The 18,654-nt window shown below is 41.5% G+C and carries 17 protein-coding genes; 12 read left to right on the top strand and 5 right to left on the bottom strand.

Features of this window, described 5'->3' with window-relative positions; all coding sequences use genetic code 11:
* Positions 1 to 4: 4 nt before the first annotated feature.
* A complete protein-coding gene (locus ACSFXN_RS00280) occupies positions 5 to 823 on the bottom strand; it encodes a TetR/AcrR family transcriptional regulator (protein WP_437148199.1) in 819 nt (272 codons plus the stop codon).
* A 306-nt stretch (positions 824 to 1,129) separates the two neighbouring features.
* Here ACSFXN_RS00280 and ACSFXN_RS00275 point away from each other — a divergent pair, with 306 nt between their 5' ends.
* Entirely contained in the window at positions 1,130 to 1,651 is a 522-nt protein-coding gene (locus tag ACSFXN_RS00275) for a GyrI-like domain-containing protein (protein WP_437148198.1), read from the top strand.
* Positions 1,652 to 1,740: 89 nt separating this feature from the next.
* Here the strand turns inward: ACSFXN_RS00275 and ACSFXN_RS00270 are convergent, their stop codons facing one another.
* Positions 1,741 to 2,211 (bottom strand): competence protein ComK, encoded by a 471-nt coding sequence (locus ACSFXN_RS00270; RefSeq protein ID WP_437148197.1) that lies wholly within the window; start codon positions 2,209 to 2,211, stop codon positions 1,741 to 1,743.
* A gap of 239 nt (positions 2,212 to 2,450) precedes the next feature.
* On the opposite strand from ACSFXN_RS00270, the gene ACSFXN_RS00265 reads away from it, so the two are divergent.
* Positions 2,451 to 2,936, top strand: a complete 486-nt coding sequence (locus tag ACSFXN_RS00265; protein ID WP_437148196.1) for a sigma-70 family RNA polymerase sigma factor — start codon at positions 2,451 to 2,453, stop codon at positions 2,934 to 2,936.
* Between the two features lie 544 nt (positions 2,937 to 3,480).
* Here ACSFXN_RS00265 and uvsE read toward each other — a convergent pair.
* Complete coding sequence (gene uvsE / locus ACSFXN_RS00260) at positions 3,481 to 4,353, bottom strand: UV DNA damage repair endonuclease UvsE (protein WP_437148195.1); 873 nt, start codon at positions 4,351 to 4,353, stop codon at positions 3,481 to 3,483.
* A gap of 149 nt (positions 4,354 to 4,502) precedes the next feature.
* On the opposite strand from uvsE, the gene ACSFXN_RS00255 reads away from it, so the two are divergent.
* On the top strand, positions 4,503 to 4,988 hold the full coding sequence (locus tag ACSFXN_RS00255; protein ID WP_437148194.1) for an SRPBCC family protein: 486 nt from the start codon (positions 4,503 to 4,505) through the stop codon (positions 4,986 to 4,988).
* A 57-nt stretch (positions 4,989 to 5,045) separates the two neighbouring features.
* Here the strand turns inward: ACSFXN_RS00255 and ACSFXN_RS00250 are convergent, their stop codons facing one another.
* Positions 5,046 to 5,804 carry an NRDE family protein gene (locus ACSFXN_RS00250; protein ID WP_437148193.1) on the bottom strand — a complete coding sequence of 253 codons (759 nt, stop codon included), beginning with the start codon at positions 5,802 to 5,804 and terminating at the stop codon, positions 5,046 to 5,048.
* A 218-nt stretch (positions 5,805 to 6,022) separates the two neighbouring features.
* On the opposite strand from ACSFXN_RS00250, the gene ACSFXN_RS00245 reads away from it, so the two are divergent.
* The 4 genes from ACSFXN_RS00245 to pdxA all read left to right on the top strand — a co-directional run bounded on the left by ACSFXN_RS00245 (position 6,023) and on the right by pdxA (position 11,197).
* A complete protein-coding gene (locus ACSFXN_RS00245; protein WP_437148192.1) occupies positions 6,023 to 7,735 on the top strand; it encodes a PrpR N-terminal domain-containing protein in 1,713 nt (570 codons plus the stop codon).
* A gap of 171 nt (positions 7,736 to 7,906) precedes the next feature.
* Positions 7,907 to 8,914, top strand: a complete 1,008-nt coding sequence (locus ACSFXN_RS00240; RefSeq protein ID WP_437148191.1) for a 2-keto-3-deoxygluconate permease — start codon at positions 7,907 to 7,909, stop codon at positions 8,912 to 8,914.
* Positions 8,914 to 10,209: a four-carbon acid sugar kinase family protein gene (locus ACSFXN_RS00235; protein WP_437148190.1), complete on the top strand. Its 1,296-nt coding sequence runs from the start codon at positions 8,914 to 8,916 to the stop codon at positions 10,207 to 10,209. The genes ACSFXN_RS00240 and ACSFXN_RS00235 overlap by 1 nt, the downstream gene beginning before the upstream one ends.
* Positions 10,196 to 11,197 (top strand): 4-hydroxythreonine-4-phosphate dehydrogenase PdxA, encoded by a 1,002-nt coding sequence (pdxA, locus tag ACSFXN_RS00230; RefSeq protein WP_437148189.1) that lies wholly within the window; start codon positions 10,196 to 10,198, stop codon positions 11,195 to 11,197. Before ACSFXN_RS00235 ends, pdxA begins: the two co-directional genes overlap by 14 nt.
* 118 nt (positions 11,198 to 11,315) lie before the next feature.
* Here pdxA and ACSFXN_RS00225 read toward each other — a convergent pair whose 3' ends face one another.
* On the bottom strand, positions 11,316 to 12,242 hold the full coding sequence (locus ACSFXN_RS00225) for an LCP family glycopolymer transferase (RefSeq protein ID WP_437148188.1): 927 nt from the start codon (positions 12,240 to 12,242) through the stop codon (positions 11,316 to 11,318).
* A 329-nt stretch (positions 12,243 to 12,571) separates the two neighbouring features.
* On the opposite strand from ACSFXN_RS00225, the gene ACSFXN_RS00220 reads away from it, so the two are divergent.
* The 5 genes from ACSFXN_RS00220 to ACSFXN_RS00200 all read left to right on the top strand — a co-directional run bounded on the left by ACSFXN_RS00220 (position 12,572) and on the right by ACSFXN_RS00200 (position 18,645).
* A complete protein-coding gene (locus ACSFXN_RS00220) occupies positions 12,572 to 15,874 on the top strand; it encodes an ATP-binding protein (RefSeq protein ID WP_437148187.1) in 3,303 nt (1,100 codons plus the stop codon).
* Between the two features lie 18 nt (positions 15,875 to 15,892).
* The gene (locus tag ACSFXN_RS00215; RefSeq protein ID WP_300989907.1) at positions 15,893 to 16,588 is read left to right on the top strand and encodes a response regulator transcription factor; all 696 of its coding nucleotides are present in this window, start codon (positions 15,893 to 15,895) and stop codon (positions 16,586 to 16,588) included.
* 164 nt (positions 16,589 to 16,752) lie between these two features.
* Complete coding sequence (locus ACSFXN_RS00210) at positions 16,753 to 17,178, top strand: DUF4870 domain-containing protein (protein WP_437148186.1); 426 nt, start codon at positions 16,753 to 16,755, stop codon at positions 17,176 to 17,178.
* Positions 17,179 to 17,216: 38 nt separating this feature from the next.
* Positions 17,217 to 18,008, top strand: coding sequence for a YveK family protein (locus ACSFXN_RS00205; protein ID WP_301854914.1), 792 nt, complete (start codon positions 17,217 to 17,219; stop codon positions 18,006 to 18,008).
* On the top strand, positions 17,950 to 18,645 hold the full coding sequence (locus ACSFXN_RS00200; protein WP_300989904.1) for a CpsD/CapB family tyrosine-protein kinase: 696 nt from the start codon (positions 17,950 to 17,952) through the stop codon (positions 18,643 to 18,645). Before ACSFXN_RS00205 ends, ACSFXN_RS00200 begins: the two co-directional genes overlap by 59 nt.
* The last annotated feature ends 9 nt before the right edge of the window (positions 18,646 to 18,654 follow it).

The following is an 18,654-nucleotide window of genomic DNA, read 5'->3' as shown; positions in this document are numbered from 1 at the left end:
TCCTTTATAAAAACTTCTTTAATTGAAGAAGTTCTTTTTCAATTTTCGGTTCTTGCGTTAAATACAGCCATAATGCTTCTATCAGGAAATCTTGGCGCTCCTTCTTTGCTGCTTCTTCTTTAAGGAGCTGTAGAGTAGAAAGAAGCTTTTCTTTATCCGGTGCTGACATCCTGATTTTTTCCTCGACCTTCAGAAAACTTTCTTCAAATGGGCTGAGCGGTGATGGGATGTCGGTTAAGACCGGTTCCATCTGGGAAAGTTGGCCGACAATGGCATCCAGACTTGAAACAATAAAACCGGCTAATTTTGCTGCATCTGCTTCCCTGTTTAAAAAAATCAAGTTAATGAAGTATTCGCGTTTGATTCCTTCGAGTATTGTTACAAGGTCGTATATGAACGGCTGAACTTTTTCACCGTAGACTTCCAGCAAATTGTTTTTATGTACCGTTAGCTGAGAAATCCGCAATTCCTGAAACAATTTCTCCAACTGTTCATTTTTATCCTTGGGGAAATCCTTGAATGCCATTAAAAAGAATTCTTTGTTGGTAACAGTCCGTTCAATTTCAAGTACCAGTTTTTTGGTGAAGATTTCTTTGCTGGTCGAGTCCAGAGAAAAATGAGGGGAGGCCAGGTCAGCATACAATTCCTCATGGTAGCGTATTAAGATGTCCATAAAAAGGTTTTCTTTGGAATCAAAATGCTTGTAGAATGCCCCTTTTGAAATTCCGGCTGCGTGGGCGATTTCCTGTACAGAAGTTTGATGAAAACCTTTTAATGAGAAAAAATGAACCGCCTTATTCATAAGTTCCTGTCGTTTGTCCAAAAAATCCCTCCTTGTAACTGGCTGGTCATTGTAAGTGACCACCTGGTCATTAGTTAAAGGATATAGTTTAAAGCTGCAAACTGTCAATTTATCCCTCACTGTTTTCTATGTCATTATTGTGGCGGGGTGGTTTAAGAAGTACTAAGGAACAATCCTTTACATATCGATTTGGGCAGGTCAAAGACTTATGTTTCTGCATTGCAACCGCCATGTCAACTTGCCTTATTGCCATGCAGGATTTTAGCTGATTTCATTGAATACATATGTTAGAAGAAGTTTTATCTGCAGGAGAAGGGAAGAGGTCAGATGACTTATAAATATATCAATGAACCTACGGTCGAATTACGCATGGAACAGCCCTATGTAGGGATTCCTATACAGGCAACTTTAAAAGACTGGGCTAAGACTACTGTGTTGCTTCCTGAAATCTATGACTGGCTGAACGCAAAAGGCATCGAACCTACTGGCGAACCGTTTTACCGGTATTGGTGCATCGGCAATGATGATACGGAATATAGTCTGGAAGTCGGTGTTCCAATTGAACGGATGGCATCCGGGGACGATCGGGTGATTGCCAGTTTTATCCCGGGAGGTTCCTATGCAACAGCAGTGCATCATGGACATCCAGATCAGCTGGAGCATTCTCTGAAGGCATTGGAAGAGTGGACGGCAAGAGAAGAGCTGGAAATTGACAAACGATGGGAAGAAGATGAGGTCATTTGGAATGGCCGCTTCGAATTTTATTTGACGGATCCTGAATTGGAACCCGATTTATTCAAATGGAAAATTGAAATAGCGTTTTTATTGCTGCGGGATGATGCCGCATAACAGGAAAGACACCTCTCTCTGAATTGGATGTGCGGGCCAATTCACAATGAGGTGCCTTTTTTGTTTTAATGGAATTCCGAATACAAACTTTATGTATTGTGCCTGTCTTGGATTTTCATATAATAATAAAGCATTTCATACATACGTGTCCGCTGCTTTTCCAGTGTATGGATGGACACATCCAATTCAACAGAAACATTATGCTGTTCGTAAATGATTCTGGTTTTGCCGGCAGCAAGCTTTTCAGTGCGGTAATCGTGATTGAATATCCAAATGCATTCCGGATGAGTTGGAGATTTTGTCGGAAATGCAGCAACACCGTCATTGGATATAAGAATGGGTGTTTTCTTATGCTGCTTAAGATTGTACCGTGTCGCTTTGACTCGACCGTCATAGGTTGAGGCATAAAGCATGCAGGCCTGATCAAGCAATTGCAGGGCGGGGAGGCGCGAATAATACTCTCCATGCTTTGTTACCACTTTTGTCTTGCGCTCTGTTTCAAATGAAGACATTAAAAATAATGCTGATCGATCTATGAAGTTCTCTTCGTATTTCTCCAACTACTTGCTCCCCTTTCAGTGTTCTAGAGAATCTTACCATTCACATTGCAGGGAATCAATACAGTGTTCAGAAAAAAGTATGTATTTTGACTTTTTATTTATAACATAGGGCATATATCTATTCCTTTAAAGGGAAGAAAAATAGATCCTATTGCTTATTTGTTGCTTTGTTTCTTTCATGAACCTTTATTAAGCTGAGTGTACCCGGGAATAATAAGAACGTTCAGAAGGAAAGTCCATTGAAGAATTTTGAAGAAGCAATTGTCCAATATTCACCCATGATTTCTGCCATTATCCGTAAACTGCATATTTACCGTGATTATGAGACTTATAGGCAAGTTGGTAAAATAGCACTTTGGCAAGCTTGTCTCCGGTTTGATGAAACAAAAGGAAATTTTACTCCGTTTGCATATCGCAGTATTCACGGTGCAATGCTTGACGAACTCAAAAAGGAAACCCGCTTTGCCGATCGCTTTACTGTGACAGAAAATGAACAGTTTGAATGGATCAGCGATAATCGTGTGACAGATGAATTGCCTGAATGGATCCATACGGCTTTACTGGCGGAAGCGGAATATATATTACTTGAAGATTTATTTGTAAAAGGGAAAAGCTTAAGGGAACTAGCTTCTATTTCTGGAATCTCGCATGCAGGTATGAAAAAGCGGCGGGAAAGAGTGCTGAAAAAAGTGAAAGACCGCATAGCGGCGGATATTTTTGATTGAAAAGCATTGAAGAGAACAAAAAGGCTGTCAAGAAACTCTCGGCAGCCTTTTCCATTTCGCTCCAGGCAGGACGCTTTCCGCGGACATGGCTTCAGCCGCTTCCTTCGCTCCGCTCAGTCCAGGGTCTTCAGCCCATGTTATTTCCGCAGGAGTCGCCCACCTTCCGCTGCATTCAGCTCTCTTTTGTTACCTTTAGAGATTCTCTGGAATAAGGAGCTGATTCGGAAAGCTCTCGAATGTCTGTACCTGCTCTCCAGATATGGAGCCAACCAGCGGAGGAAACCGTACTGCTCCTGCGCAAGCTCGTCGCAAAGACTTAGCCTCGCAGGCTTCGGCTAATGTCTTGCCTGCGGGAAAGCGAGACAGCCGAGACCCTGCAGGAGCGTAAGCGACGAAGCGGCTTGGTGCTCGCCCGCGGCTGAAAACCTATGCTCCTGCAGCGCTATGCGCTTCGTCGCAAAGACATGGCCTCACAAACCTCGGCCGATGTCTTCGCAGCTGGTTGGCGGAATATCGGTTAAGAGATAATGGCTAATACAATTTTTTACTTATTTAACAATTGTTTTAAAAATGGAAGGACTGCTTGTTCTTTTAACTTTGCTTCGAACATAATGTCCGCATCCGTATCCCCTAACAATAGAAGCAATTCATTAAAGTCTGTCTCCGAAACTAAGTCGTGGTGGCGCAAATCGGTAAAACCTTCTTTGCCTGTACTGATATGAATTTTGGGTACACCGTAGCCTTCCCAAGTCGCCAGGATCTCGGCAAAATCGACCGGTGTTCCATCATTATTGCAATTATGATGATGGATATCGAAGCATACCGGAATGCCGCACATTTTGCTTACTTCCAGCACATCACGGATGGTAAAGGTTTTATCATCGTTTTCAAGACGCAGCCGCCGTTTGATGCTATCAGGCAACTTCAAATAATTTTCAGCGAATCGGGCTTTAGCTGCTGCCTTATCGCCATAAGCTCCGCCTGTATGGACGATTAAATCGTTGCCGCCGAGCAATTGGATAAGCCGGTCATGATACTCCAAATCCTGAATCGATTTTTCCACCACTTCAGGTTTTGGGGAATTTAATACCGTGTATTGGCCAGGGTGCATTGAAACGCGCATATGATGGGTCTGTACCAAATCCCTAATTTGTCCTGCGATAAACAAAAACTCAGGGTCTTCCCACCACACCCAATCGTTTATGGGATGGGTAGATAAAGGGATCAAATTGCTTGAAGCCCGGTAAAATAGAATATCATTCACTAGATTCCATTGAATGATTTCAAGTGTGGTCTGCATATTTTTTAATGTCAGCTCTTTTATTTTAGCTGTTCCCTCTGTTTCTGCAGTTGCCACCCGCAATGTTCTGAAGATGGTTTTTAATTCTGTGTTCATACATGCATAGCCTAATCTCATATAGTTCAACTCCTTATGAGCACTATACCCGATTTTAAAGTGTGATATCGCCTGTTTTAAGATATCTGATAGATTGTCCGAAGTTCTAAGGGAAATGAGAAAGCGCGGTTCATGTATAATAAAGGAAATCATTTAAAGGAGGAAGTTCAATGAGAGCAGAAATTATTCGAAACGAGCAAGGCTATACCGCTACGTTCGAACGGCAATTACAGCAGGAATCCGACCAGGTTTGGGCAATGTTAACCGAAAACAGTAAATTGCAGCAGTGGTTCGCAGAACTGACGATAGAGGATTTGCAAAAAGGGGGAAACATTACATTTGATATGGGAGATGGCACATTTGAAAATATGGCCATTCTTGATTACGAAGAAGGAAAGTCGATTGCCTTTGAATGGGCGGAAGACGAAGTTCATTTTGAAGTAACACCAGAAAATGGAGGGACAAAACTCGTACTGGTGGAAACAATCAATAAAATTACTCCACATACGGCAAGAGACCTTGCTGGCTGGCATGTCTGCTTGGATGCAATCGAAGCTATTTTAAACAAAGAAGAAATAGCCCGCCAGGAAGAATGGAATAAGGAATATCCTGAATATCAGCGTCTATTGGAAAGCATGACTGGATCAATCGAATAAAAGAGAGAGCCGGCCGCATAAACGGTTGGCTCTCTTAAATTTTAATAGGATTAATAATCACTCCACATCAAATTCAAAGACATTCTGTTCTTTAAATTCCCCTTTTTCATAAACCCTTTCCACAAATGTTACATGGTTATCGTTATCGATCAAAACGACTGTTGCCGAACGTGTTCCATACTCCGGTGTCTTGATGAACATGGAAGAAAGCATGCGTTCGAATTCAATTCCAATACCGGTTTCCGGCAGGGAAGAATCGTTCGCTTGCTCATTGTCTGCCAAGAAGCTGAATAAATCATCTGCAGCTACTTCCTCATGTTCAGATAAATACCTCTCCAGATAATTTTTCCCTTTAATCACTTTTGGCCAAGGCGTATTGAGTAAATGATTGCTCAGCCCATGGATTCCGGGCTCAATTTCTGTGATGCGGTTTTCGATATTGTTGTAGTAGTATAAGTGATCCGCATCTCCGACAAGAATATTAAAGCCCGTGTAGTTTTCAGGAATCAATGATTCCAAAAATAATTGCGGCTCCATGTCAGATGTTAAAAAGTCCCGGACAATCGCGCCGCGAGAGATTTTATTCGCTTCCGGCATGGAGGGATCCCGGAAGTTGGTGAGAGCAGCAATCCGGCCGTTTTTGGCCACTCCAAGCCAGGTGCCCATTTGCATTAAATCTCGGCCTGCCAATAAAGCGGGCTCGTCTTTCCAGAAATGGGCAGGTTCTGTGGGACGATTGTAAAATTCATCCCGGTTTGCTGCCAGAACCAATTTGTATTTTGGATGATCCTTGTATTGAAAATTAACCAAACACATGAACGCCACTCCTTTTTCATTTCATTATATAGAAGGTATGGAAGGGTTAACAGGGAGAGGACTTTTATATGGGGTGAACTCTAGAGGGAATTATGAGGAGGGAAATTTAGGGGATTTCAACTTCAGCTTTTATAAGAAAGCTTGAATTTATTATTGCCCAATAAATGAAGATTGCTATAATGACAAGTAATAGCGCTAAATGAGGGAGGACTGTCGTGATGAGAAAAATCAGCATTGGCTTTATATCGCCATATGATGCGATGGTTCCAATGATTGAAGAATTAAAGCAAGGCCAGACCGATTTGGAGATTTCTGCTGAAGTAGGAAATCTGGAAAAAGGAGTGTCCATCGCAAAAGAGATGGAAAAGCAAGGGACTGATATCATAATCAGTCGGGGGGGGACGGCTAAATTAATACGGGATGCTGTGTTGCTTCCGGTTATTGATGTCCATATGTCCGGTTATGATTTAATGCGCTCAATCATGTTGGCAAATGACCATTCCGAAGAAAAAAAAGCGCTGGTGGGCTTTTCCAATATAACAATAGGAGCAGCTTCGATTGTCAGCTTGCTGGAAATTGATATGGAAGTGGTAACCTTGACAGATGCTTCGGAAGTAGAGACGATCTTAACTCAGTTAAAAGAAGCTGGATATACACGGATTCTTGGTGATGTTGTGACTGTCAATGCAGCTGCCCAGCACGGCTTGAACGGGCTGTTGATCCAATCGGGACGTGAGGCGATTTTACAATCGTTTGAAGAAGCGCGGCGGCTATTTAAAACCTTGAAAAAAAATCAGCAATTGCTGCGGGTTTTAGGACAGCTGGTTACTGAGCGGGAGCAGGATTTTATGGTTGCTGCAGAAAGTGGCATTGTCTTATTCGAAAACTGGCTTTCTTTCGAACGTCTCCCGATAGCCAGTGAAGAGCTGGAACCACTGAAGAAGCAGGTCCTGGAAGAGGGTTCACCAGTTTCAAGAGTTATAAACGATGCGGAATTTCCTTTTAGTGTTCAGGTGAATTCATGGCAAGATCGGAATGAACTCCTTTTTTCTTTCTTTTTCAAACGCATTTCTGCTTCAACTCTGGAACTATATGGAGGCAAAGCTGAAGAAATCAATCAGCTGCCTCAAATAGTAACGGAAAGTAAAGCTATGAAGAACATCAAACAATTGATAGAAGAACCTCTGCTAGCGGCAGAGCCTGTCATTTTGGTGGGGAAAGCGGGAACAGGCAAACAGACAATTGCCCGCTATATTCATGCCTACCATAAAAAAAAGGGATATTTCGTTTCTCTGCCAATTGAAGAGCTGAAAAAGTCATTCGGGGAATTGCATTCTTTAAATACCTCGACTTTATGTTTAATAGTGAATAAAATATCTGCTTCATTGAATATCTATGAAATTAATGAGCTGCTTACCATTATGGCTGCACAAAAAGTACAAGTTATTTTAGCGGCTGAAGAAATGCCTTCGGAATTAGCAGAGGCACTGGAATTACATGAAGCCATTAGAATTATTCTACCGGATTTAAACGACAGGCAAGAAGATATTGAATTTCTGGTGCGTCAATTTTTAACTGAATTTCATCAGTCGCTTGGCACGCAGCCGATCAAAGTGCGGGATGATGCAATGGAAGAGTTGAAACGAATCCAATGGAACGGCCACTTGAATGAGCTGAAAGCATACATTAAAAAATTGGCTTTAGCTGAAAAAGATTATGTCATTGAGAAAAGCGCTTTGCAAAAAACGCCAGCGATTTCTCAAGTCCCTCCTATAGAAGAAGGATTTATCATTGACGAAACAGATACATTAAAAACAATCGAACGAAAAATCATTGAGCAAATCCTGCAAAAAGAAGGGTACAATCAAACAAAAACTGCAAAACGGCTTGGCATAAATCGGGCAACTTTATGGCGCAAACTCAAAGAATGAGTTTGCGTTTTTTTATGTTCTAATTGTTGCATTTTTAAACTATTTTTATTTTATTTGAATTTTACGGTTTAATAGTGTTGCTTTTTGATACTAAAGTTTTTATAGTATTAGTTGAAAGCGGTTTCTAATAAAAGATTATTCAAATAATAAATAAAGGGAAGAGGGAGAAAAATGAAAATCAAAAAAACACTGGAACGTATTCCGGGCGGTATGATGGTCGTCCCTTTGCTGTTGGCTGCAACAATCAATACCTTGGCACCAGATTTATTGAGAATTGGCGGATTCACGGAAGCGCTTTTTGTCGATAGTGCAAATGCCCTCATCGCTTTGTTCCTTCTTTGTACTGGGGCGCAGATTAATGTTAAAATGTTTGGCGTCTCCTTGGCTAAAGGGGCGACGCTGTTAACAACGAAATGGGTAGTCGGTGCAGCTGTTGGGCTTATTGCATATATGTTTGCCGGTGATAATGGATTGTGGCTTGGAATTGCTCCTATAGCTGTAATTGCTGCAATGACAAACAGCAATGGCGGCCTCTACATGGCACTTGTAGGACAATACGGCGGAAAAGATGACCGCGCTGCTTATTCTTTGTTAGCATTAAACGATGGTCCATTCTTAACAATGGTTGCGTTAGTTATTTTCGGGACGATGGGATTTGTCGAAGGGCTATTTTCTCCGTTAACCTTTATTGCTGTCCTGTTGCCGATTATTATCGGAATGGTACTTGGGAATTTGGATGAAGATATGCGTTCTTTCTTGGAACAAGGCAGCTCAATGCTGATTCCGTTCTTCGCTTTCGCCCTTGGAATGGGCATTGATTTCCAAGCGATTATTGAAGGGGGACTTGGAGGAATTGCTCTTGGTTTAATGACTGTGTTCATTACAGGTACTGCAGGATACATGATCTTCAAAGCATTAAAATGGAATCCGATTGTTGGGGCCGCAGAAGGTTCAACAGCTGGAAACGCAGTAGCAACTCCAGCGGCTATTGCTGCAGCGAACGCAAGTTTTGCATCGATGGTTGATATTGCAACAGTACAGGTAGCTGCATCTACCGTGACGACAGCAATTTTGCTTCCTCTGTATATTGCGTTTTTAGTGAAACGATTAGAAAGAAAAGGGTTTATGTTTGATAATGGTTCTTTGATCAGAAAAGAGGCTTTAAGGAGTGACGGATAATGACAGCTCAGCTTGGCATCATTGCAGATGATTTTACAGGAGCGAACGACAGTGGAGTAAGGCTGGCGCAAAAAGGCTTAAAGTCGAAGGTTATACTCTCTGGTCCAGAAGAACAATATGACACCGATAACCAGGACATAGATGTGTGGATTGTCGACACGGATAGCCGGGCAATGACAGAAGAAGATGCTTATCATGCAGTTTTTAATGAAGTAGCACGATTAAAAAAACGGGGAGTAGAGTCATTCTATAAAAAGGTCGATTCTACTCTTCGAGGTTCGGTTGCAGCAGAATTGAAAGCGATGCAGGACGCCGCGGCAATGGATATTATATTTGTCGCACCGGCTTTTCCTGATATGGGAAGAACCGTGGAAGAAGGTGTTTTATATGTCAATGGGGTAGCTATTACAGAAACGGAATTTGCGCAGGATCCGAAAACTCCAGTGCTTCATAGCTATATACCGGATTTGTTGGCTTCAGGCAATATTAAAACAGCCGTGCTGACACGTCGCATCCTGCATTCAGCCACCCCGGAAAAATGGGTGTTAGAGCAAGTGCGATTTGGAGTTCAGTGGATTGTATGTGATGCTGTAGAAGAAGAAGACTTTCGTTTATTGGCGCAACTTGAACCAAATCTGGACTTGAAAATCGGTTGGGCTGGTTCAGCGGGTTTGATCAATCATTTATATACAAAGCGTGCAAGAGGTAGCCAAAAAAAAGCTTTGCCAAAACCGGTCGGTAAAGTATTGGTGGTTTCGGGGAGTTTGTCGGCAAAAACTCAGGAGCAGCTGAAAAGGCTGAAAGCAAGAAAAGCCACAGAAATGATTGAAATAGACCCATTGGAACTGTTGAAAGATCCGGTGCAAGCCGGCAAAGGAATTTCTGTTCTTGCGGAACCTGACAGCTGGGATAGTGCTGTTATATTCGTTGACGGGTCCAAAGAAAACCGGAATAAGGTCAGTGAATGGGCCGCTGAATATCACTGGACTGCCAATCAAACAGGCAAGGCCATATCTGAAGGGTTGGGACATCTGGTCCATGCCGCGCTGGAAGTGGCGGATTTTGATGCTATTATCATGACCGGCGGAGACACGGCAAAAGACATTTGCAGTATCCTCGGCATCCTTGATATGGAACTGCTTTTTGAAGTGGAGGCTGGTCTGCCGCTCGGTTTGGTGAAATGGAACAATAAAGAATTAGTGGCTATTACAAAAGCTGGCGGATTCGGCATGGCCGATTCACTTGGCAATGCTGTGAATTATTTGAGAGGAGTGAAACTGCATGCAAGCAAGTAAACCGATTATCGGAATTACTATGGGAGACGCTGCTGGCGTTGGACCTGAAATTATTTTAAAAAGTTTTGAACACGATGTTGTCCATGATACAAGCCGTTCGTTCGTCATAGGCGACGCTTCAATTTTAGAACGTGCAAAGAAGTTTACGGGAAGCGCAAAAACCATCAATCGCATCAGCCATGTTTCCGAAGCAAATTTTGAAAAAGAAGCAATTGATTGTCTGGATTTGAATTTGCTTTCGGATTCTTTGCCTATTGGACAAGTTTCACCCGAAGCGGGAGATGCAGCTTTTCAATACTTGGCAAAAGCAATTGACCTGGCAAATGCCAAAGAAATTGATGCGATATGTACTGCACCGTTAAACAAAGAGGCGCTTCAAAAAGGTGGCCATATGTACCCGGGGCACACCGAAATCTTAGCCGAGTTGACGGGCACTAAAGATTATTCGATGATGTTATCGGCTCCAAACTTAAAGGTTATTCATGTGACCACCCATGTTGGCATTATTGATGCTATTAACATGATTACACCTGAACGCGTATTCTATGTGATTCAACTGGCGCATGATACCTTATTAAAAGCTGGAATTGAAGAACCGAAAATCGCGGTGTGCGGCATTAATCCGCACGCGGGCGAGAATGGATTATTCGGGTACGGTGAAGAAGAAGAAAAAGTAATTCCTGCTGTCGAGAAAGCAAAAGCAATGGGAATAAACGTTCAAGGACCGCTTCCAGCCGACACACTGTTTTTCCGTACTGTTCGTGGAGATTTTGACATCGTCGTTGCCATGTACCATGATCAGGGCCATGCACCTGTCAAAGTACTGGGGCTTGAAGCAGGAGTCAATATCACAGTCGGGTTGCCGATTATCCGGACAAGTGTCGACCATGGAACAGCATTTGATATTGCAGGAACAGGCATTGCTGATGAAAAAAGCTTAGTTGAAGCATTGCGCCAAGCTGTAGAGCTGGCTCCGAAAAATCAATGAATTAGAAAAGCCGTTTATGCGCAAATGCATAAACGGCTTTTTTGATTGCAAATTAAACGTAAAAGCTTTGTATGGGGATTTTACTGCCAAAGTTGTTTTCGAATAAATAAAGAGAAATTCACTTCAACTCCAAATGCTCTTTTAATTGATCTTTTACAGCAGCGAGTTCATCTTCATCCATCATGTAATACCAAATGCCGTCAATTGTTTCGCCAGTCCCTTTTTCAAAAATGAGCTGCTCTACATTTTTGGAAGCTTCCCGGTAATTGCTTTGAATATCAATCATGGCGTTAAATTCCATATTGGTTTTAACGTTGTTTCCTAAAGCATCAAAAATTTTAGGGTAATTGAACAGCGTAGTGGCGGAGACCGCTTCTGTCATTATGCTTTTGATTACTTGCTTTTGGCGGTCCTGGCGGCCAAAGTCGCCGTTGGGATCTTGATACCTCATGCGCACATAGTCCAATGCCTCATCACCAGTTAAGGTGATAGCTCCTTTTTCGAAGCCGTCAAAAGGAAAAGAATTATCAACTGTGATGCCGTTCAAAGCATCGATAATATCTTTAAAGCCGTCCATATTCAATTGGACGACATAATCAATCGGAATATCCAGTAAGTTCTCCGTAGTATCAAGCGACATTTCAATTCCTCCGAAAGCGTAAGCGTGATTAATTTTATCCGATATATCAAGTCCTACGATTTCTGTATAGGTGTCTCGGGGAATACTGACCATTTTTGTAGATTGATCCGCTGGATTAATGGTCAAAACAATCATTGTATCGGAGCGTCCCCGGTCATCTTCTCTTTCATCGACTCCCAATAGCAGAACAGATATCGGATTTTTCTCTTCCAGCACTATTTTTTCCGCTCGTTTTGGTGATGCTTCTCTTTCAATGGGCTGGTGAATGTTATCCAATGTGCTTGAAGCTTTAGGGAAGAAGACAACTAGATAAATAACACCAAGCAAAATAAAAAATATGAGGGAGCGATTAACCCAGCGCTTCTTTTTTTTAGTTTTTCGGCTTTTGTTATTTGGTTTAAACATGCATTTCACCTCTTCTTGGGCAACAATTGCCCTAAATATGAAATATGCGACCAATGAACTTATAAATTCCTTTTATATAGCTTAATCGCTTTGAATTAATAGGTCAATAGTTTTAATTGAATTTTCAGAAATAAATAAGTTTTATTTTTGTGTGATAAATGGTATGATTCTAGTAAATCAAACAACCTATTTTAAATCCATTAATTGTAATTAATCTTTCTTAATTTTTCTGAATAATCCGTTATTGTGAAAAATATTTATTATTAACTTTTCCGGATGCATATCCTGCTAGCAATAATTGAACTTCAAGAAAACAGAGGTGTTCTATCATGTCTTCAACTTATCAAAATATATCTTTGGCGATTAAAGTATTGTTTATGTTTTGGATATTGCTAATGTTCTTAGGAATTGATGAACAGCCGGACCGTCAAATCAAAAGCGAACAGACCATACAACTTGACTCTGCCCAAAGACATCTGGAAATCGAAGATGAAATATTTATTTTCGAGGATCAAGAAGGGGATTTGACAATTGAAGATGTTACACAGCCGCTAATAGAAATGCAATTTCTTCCAAACAACGATGGCATACCGAATGAAGGGTTTACTGATCATGTCTATTGGTTGAGATTTCAAGTACAGAATCAGGAACCTGAAAAAAAATGGCTGCTTGAAATTGCAGCTCCTTCTTTAGATAGCGCTATTTTATATTCGCCGGTTTCTGCAGGAGGATTTGAAGCAAAAGAGTTGGGAAGGGCCAGTGATTCGGGGGATAGTAATTTTTATCACCGAAACTTGGTTTACCAATTGGAAATGCCAGAGACGGCTGAGAAGACTTTTTATATGAGAGTAGAATCAGCTGGACCGCTGCAAATTCCGATCTCCATATGGGAAATGGGAGGTTTTGAAGAGAACGGCCGAACGACTGCGGCTCTCATCGGAATTATCAGCGGAATCATTTTTGTGTTATTGCTTTATCACTTGGTGCAATTTATAAAAGTGCGACAATTGAGTTATTTATATTATGCCTTTCTTGCTTTTTCATTAATTTTTACATTTACTTCATTAGCAGGGCTGACATTGGCATTTGTTTGGCCGGATGTGCTTTGGCTGGATGAGCAGTTCTTATTATTATTTATTGGATTATCGAATATTTTCGCCATTCTTTTTGCGGAAAACTTTTTGGACATGCGGCGCCATCTTCCAAGAGCCGAGAAAATTTTTCAGTTTTTGATTGCTGTCAGTTTACTGGGGATTGGTGTTTTGTTCTTTTCAAGTGAAACAGTGCGCTGGGTGCTTCCGGCTTTGCTACTGGCTACAATCGCTTTTATATTCGTTCTGGCCATTATCTGCATGAACAAAGGAATATTGTATTCCCGTTATTTTGCAATAGCCCTGTTTTTGCTGGTATTTGGAATAGGGGTATCGTTCTCAACGCTTGCCGGCCTGTTGCCTTTGACAGATCGGTCTCATCATGGCGGCTATCTGGCTGTATGTCTCGGGGTGTTTTTCATGGCACTGGCATTAACGGACAAGGCTGCTGTAAAGCGGCAGGAAAAATACAATCTTGAACGCAAAGCAATAGAACGGCAACGTTTGGCTATGGAGTCATTAAAACATGCCAATGAACGGAAAGATGAATTGCTGGCTTTTACATCACATAGTTTAAGAACGCCTTTATATGGAATGATTGGAATAGCGGAATCTCTTCAAGAGATGTCTGCCGGAAGAGTTTCTCAAGCAATGTCCCATCAACTCGGCACTATCATATCGAGCGGGAAAAAATTGGCGCATATGATCAATGACATCCTGGATTTCTCGAAGCTGAAACAGAATGCCTTGGATATCCATGTAGAGCCAGTAAACTTATCCAATATAGTGGAAGCCGTAATAACGGTATGTGCGCCGTTAGTAAAAGATAAAGATGTGGCACTTTACCAGACCATCTCTGACAGTGTGCCTTTGGTTATTGCAGATTCAGACCGGGTCCAGCAGATATTGTTCAATTTAGTTGGCAATTCAATCAAGCACACTCAAACCGGCGAAATTGTGATTTCTGCACAAAAAGCTGGGAAGCAAGTTAAAATTTCAGTCAGGGATACAGGAAAAGGGATACAGCCAGACAAAATTCCGTCATTATTCGAGCCTTACAGACAGGAAGATGATGAATCTGGCACAGCAATCGGAGTTGGAATTGGATTGAATATTTCAAAGCGGTTGGTTGAGCTGCAAGGAGGCTGGCTGGAGGTTGAATCGGAAGTAGGTGCCGGATCTACATTCAGTTTCACGCTTCCGATCTATATAAAAGAAGAACTGGAAGAAACCGAAGCTGACGAAGATATTGTCGTAGAAGAGTTATCTACCGAAGAACTGGCACATTCAATGGTGCAGCGCAGATTCGACAGGAAACAAATGAGAGTTCTGGTTGTTGACCATGAAGATATCAACCGGCAGATGGTAACTTATCAGCTTATGAGAGAAGGCTTCGAAGTAACAGGAGTTACAGAAGGACAAGGTGCATTGCAGCTGCTGGAAGAACAGCCTATCGATATGGTCATTTTGGAATGGGAATTGGCAGATATGACCGGCGATGAACTATGCCGCAACATTCGGAAGAAATTTACTTTGACTGAATTGCCGATATTGATGTTATCGAAAGAAGAAGGGCTTCAGCATAAAACAAATGCCTTTACCGCAGGAGCTAATGATTATTTGGTGAAACCATGCGATAAAGAAGAATTTTTGATGCGCGTAGAGACGCTCGCGAACTTAAGAAGCCTGACACAAGAAATCACTAATATTAATTACTTCCTGGAGCGCAATATTAAAGAACGAACCATGGCACTGGAAATCACCAACATGAACCTAGTGACGGTAAATGATGAAATTCAGGAAATCGAGAAGTCACGGAATGAGATGCTTTCTACAATCTCGCATGAATTAGGTACTCCGATTACATTGATCCATAGTTATATCCAAGCGGTAAAAGAAAGTTTAATTGATGAAAAGAACCCCCGGTATTTGGATATGATCCATAATAAGTTATTGCTGCTGGAGCGGTTAACGGAAGATCTGGTTGAGCTGTCGAAATACAAATCGGGCAATATGACTTTGAGGTTTGAGCAAGTAGAGCTGGGAAGCTGGCTGCAGCGCCTGATTATTGGAATGGAATCAGATGTTACCCAAAGCGGCCGCATTTTTGAACATCATAAAGGAAAACATGAGTCTTGGGAAGACAAAATGATATTGTCCATAGATGTTGACCGGATTGATCAAGTATTTTCGAATGTTTTATGGAATGCTGTCAAACATACATCTTCAATAGATGGCAAGATTACGGTTTCTGCCGAAGTTTATACCAATGATAAAGAAGATGCGGTACTTGATCTGGAAGAATTTGACGGAGAAGTGATTATTAAAGTATCCGATACAGGAAGCGGTATTGATAAAGATGTCTTGCCTCATATTTTTGACCGCTTTTTCAAAATGGATGAATCCACAAAACATAAAGGCAGTGGATTGGGGCTTGCCATTGCAAAAGAAATTATTCTATCGCATAAAGGTGAAATTTGGGCAGAAAGTGAAGTAGGCAAAGGAAGTGCGTTCTATATCGCGCTGCCGCTGAATTTCTGATTATTTAGGAGGTATATTATGAGTGAAGCAACAGTGCTGGTCGTCGAAGACGAAGAAGGCATCCGTGAACTGATCCGATTGTTTCTGGTGAAAAAGGGCTACCGTGTCATTGATGCAGAAGATGGCTATGAAGCCATGGATATGCTGGCACGAGAAAATCCAGACCTCATTTTGCTGGATATTGAAATGCCGGGAATGAATGGGTTGGAAGTGTGCGAACAAATCCGTATGCAGACAAAACTGCCTATCCTTTTTGTCAGCTACCGAAAAGAATTATCTTACAAAATCCAAGGCCTTGAAGTCGGAGGAGATGATTACATCACCAAACCTTTTGACTTTAATGAACTGGAAGCGCGAATCAGAGCTATCCTAAGAAGAAATGGCTGGACGAACGGTGAAGATGATAAATTGTCAATTCTGCAATACAACAATATAAAAATTCATATTGACGCCCGGGAATTATATATCGACGATAAACCTGTACGCCTTTACCATAAGGAATTCCAGCTTCTTTTACTGCTGGCCCAAAATCCAAACCGGGTATGGACCGCTGAGCAATTGTATGACCGGGTTTGGGGATACTATTCCGAAGGTGACATCCAGACAGTGAAAGTCCATATCAGTAATTTGCGAAGGAAAGTAGAGAGAGATCCTGCTAATCCTGTTCATATTAGAACAGTCAGAGGATTTGGCTATAAGTTTGCAACTGAATAATAATACCCATACAGAATCTCCGATATTTTTGTCCATAAGACAAAAGGATCGGAGATTATTTTTTTATTGAAAAATTATTTGAATTATTAAAACTATTTAACTTCTTTTTAACCTAACCACTTTAGTATTAGGTCAAATGATTGAGAATAAAGGAGGAACAGAACATGGTTGAGAACAACTTTAAAATGTCCAATGAGCAGCAACTGGGAAATCTGGAAAAGCAAACAGTGTTCAAACGGCCTGCAGAAGTGGGCGTTGCAGGCTCAGATAGTACTTCGATCGGGCTCACTGAAAATATTGCTGGTTCGCTTGCTTACTTATTCGGTTTTTTCTCTGGTTTCATTTTACTTTTAATCGAACGAGAAAATCGATTTGTCCGTTTCCATGCATTTCAATCCATTTATTTATCCATTGTGTTTTTTACCGTATTTACGGTACTGGGCATGCTTCCAATGATTGGCTGGCTGTCCGGGGTTATCTTATCGCCAATCGGTTTAGTGCTCTGGATCATTTTGATGTTAAACGCCTATAACGGCAAATATTCAAAAATTTTTTATATCGGCCAATTTGCTGAAAAGCAATTGCATTAAAAGCAGTTCAAAACCAATTAGAAATAGAGGTGTAAGGCATGGAAAGTACGTTCAATATCAAGGAATTTTTACAAGCTTTACGGAAGCGGCTCCCGCTGATCATCATTGTGACTTTATTGTTTGTCGCATTGAGCGGAATTGTCAGCTACACAATGATGAAACCCATTTACGAGGCTTCTACACAAATTCTTGTTAACCAGCGAGTCACAAATCCGCTGCAAGCCAGTGAGCAGCTAAATATTGATGCCAATCTTCAATTGGTTGAAACGTATAACATCATTATTAAAAGCCCGGCTATTTTAACGGAAGTGATTGAGGAACTGGAATTGAAAGAATCAGTTTCAGATCTAAACGAAAACATTTCAGTTTCCAGCGCAGAGAATTCTCAAATTCTTACTGTAGAAGTTGAAGATGTATCTATGGAAAGAGCCGTTCTGATCGCAAATACAACTGCTTCAGTATTTCAGGCGAAAATTAAAAGCTTGATGAATGTGGACAACGTCAATATTTTGGCGCCTGCTATTGTACCAATTGATCCTGATCCAGTGAAGCCGGATCCGATGTTCAATATGGCAATCGGGGCAATTATCGGTTTCATGTTAGGCACGGGTCTTGCTATTTTGCTGGATCAAATGAACACAACAATCCGGAAAGAAGAAGATATTGAAGAAATTGTCGGCCTTCAAGTGCTGGGAATCGTCAGCACAGTGCCAGAAGTCAAGGAATTTAAAAGATCGGCAAATATTAATGATAAGAAGGAGTTGATAGCTGATGTGGACACAGAAAAAATCAAAGCGGTCAGCAACCCGAAAATTGGTGGGTCGTACTAAACCGCAATCACTCGTTACTGAACAATACCGGACCATCCGGACAAATATCAATTTTTCTTTGCCAAGCGATGACACGCAAACAATCCTGTTCACGTCTGCTTCGAAAGAAGAAGGGAAATCGACTACTTCCTGCAATATGGCCATTGTCTATGCAGAATCAGGCAAACGGGTACTGCTGGTCGATGCTGATATGAGACGCCCGACTTTGCATCATTCTTTCCAGCTCAGCAATAAAATCGGCTTATCAAACCTGCTGCTGAAAAAAGGAAGATTACAGGACACCGTAAAAAGAAGCGGTGTAGTGGGGTTGGATCTCCTGTTATGCGGGCAGATTCCATCAAATCCGGCGGAACTGCTCAGTTCGCCTGCACTGGACACCTTATTGGAAGAAATGAAAGCGAGATACGACTTGATCATCATCGATTCTCCGCCTTTGCTGGCAGTGACGGATTCAAAAATCCTGGCGAATAAATGCGATGGAACTGTATTGGTAGTGAATACAGGAAAGACGGAAAAAGACAGCGTCAAAAAAGCCAGAGACGCACTTGTCACTTCAAAAGCTTTCATCCTGGGCGTTGTCATGAACAACTACCAGCTGACCAAAGATAATTACTATTACCATAATTACAGCAATTGAAAGCTGTTC

Source organism: Planococcus sp. 1R117A (assembly GCF_051417975.1).
Taxonomy (GTDB): domain Bacteria; phylum Bacillota; class Bacilli; order Bacillales_A; family Planococcaceae; genus Planococcus; species Planococcus shenhongbingii.
The sequence above is the reverse complement of the archived record's forward strand: the minus strand, read 5'-3'. Positions and strand labels throughout refer to the sequence as shown.

What these genes read in the sequence shown, in the direction of transcription:
- ACSFXN_RS00225 (WP_437148188.1), bottom strand. Translation starts at nt 12,242, where the DNA reads ATGTTTAAACCAAATAACAAAAGCCGAAAAACTAAAAAAAAGAAGCGC.
- ACSFXN_RS00210 (WP_437148186.1), top strand. Translation starts at nt 16,753, where the DNA reads ATGGTTGAGAACAACTTTAAAATGTCCAATGAGCAGCAACTGGGAAAT.
- ACSFXN_RS00255 (WP_437148194.1), top strand. Translation starts at nt 4,503, where the DNA reads ATGAGAGCAGAAATTATTCGAAACGAGCAAGGCTATACCGCTACGTTC.
- ACSFXN_RS00275 (WP_437148198.1), top strand. Translation starts at nt 1,130, where the DNA reads ATGACTTATAAATATATCAATGAACCTACGGTCGAATTACGCATGGAA.
- ACSFXN_RS00240 (WP_437148191.1), top strand. Translation starts at nt 7,907, where the DNA reads ATGAAAATCAAAAAAACACTGGAACGTATTCCGGGCGGTATGATGGTC.
- ACSFXN_RS00235 (WP_437148190.1), top strand. Translation starts at nt 8,914, where the DNA reads ATGACAGCTCAGCTTGGCATCATTGCAGATGATTTTACAGGAGCGAAC.
- uvsE (WP_437148195.1), bottom strand. Translation starts at nt 4,353, where the DNA reads ATGAGATTAGGCTATGCATGTATGAACACAGAATTAAAAACCATCTTC.
- ACSFXN_RS00215 (WP_300989907.1), top strand. Translation starts at nt 15,893, where the DNA reads ATGAGTGAAGCAACAGTGCTGGTCGTCGAAGACGAAGAAGGCATCCGT.
- ACSFXN_RS00205 (WP_301854914.1), top strand. Translation starts at nt 17,217, where the DNA reads ATGGAAAGTACGTTCAATATCAAGGAATTTTTACAAGCTTTACGGAAG.
- ACSFXN_RS00200 (WP_300989904.1), top strand. Translation starts at nt 17,950, where the DNA reads ATGTGGACACAGAAAAAATCAAAGCGGTCAGCAACCCGAAAATTGGTG.
- ACSFXN_RS00245 (WP_437148192.1), top strand. Translation starts at nt 6,023, where the DNA reads ATGAGAAAAATCAGCATTGGCTTTATATCGCCATATGATGCGATGGTT.
- ACSFXN_RS00250 (WP_437148193.1), bottom strand. Translation starts at nt 5,804, where the DNA reads ATGTGTTTGGTTAATTTTCAATACAAGGATCATCCAAAATACAAATTG.
- ACSFXN_RS00220 (WP_437148187.1), top strand. Translation starts at nt 12,572, where the DNA reads ATGTCTTCAACTTATCAAAATATATCTTTGGCGATTAAAGTATTGTTT.
- pdxA (WP_437148189.1), top strand. Translation starts at nt 10,196, where the DNA reads ATGCAAGCAAGTAAACCGATTATCGGAATTACTATGGGAGACGCTGCT.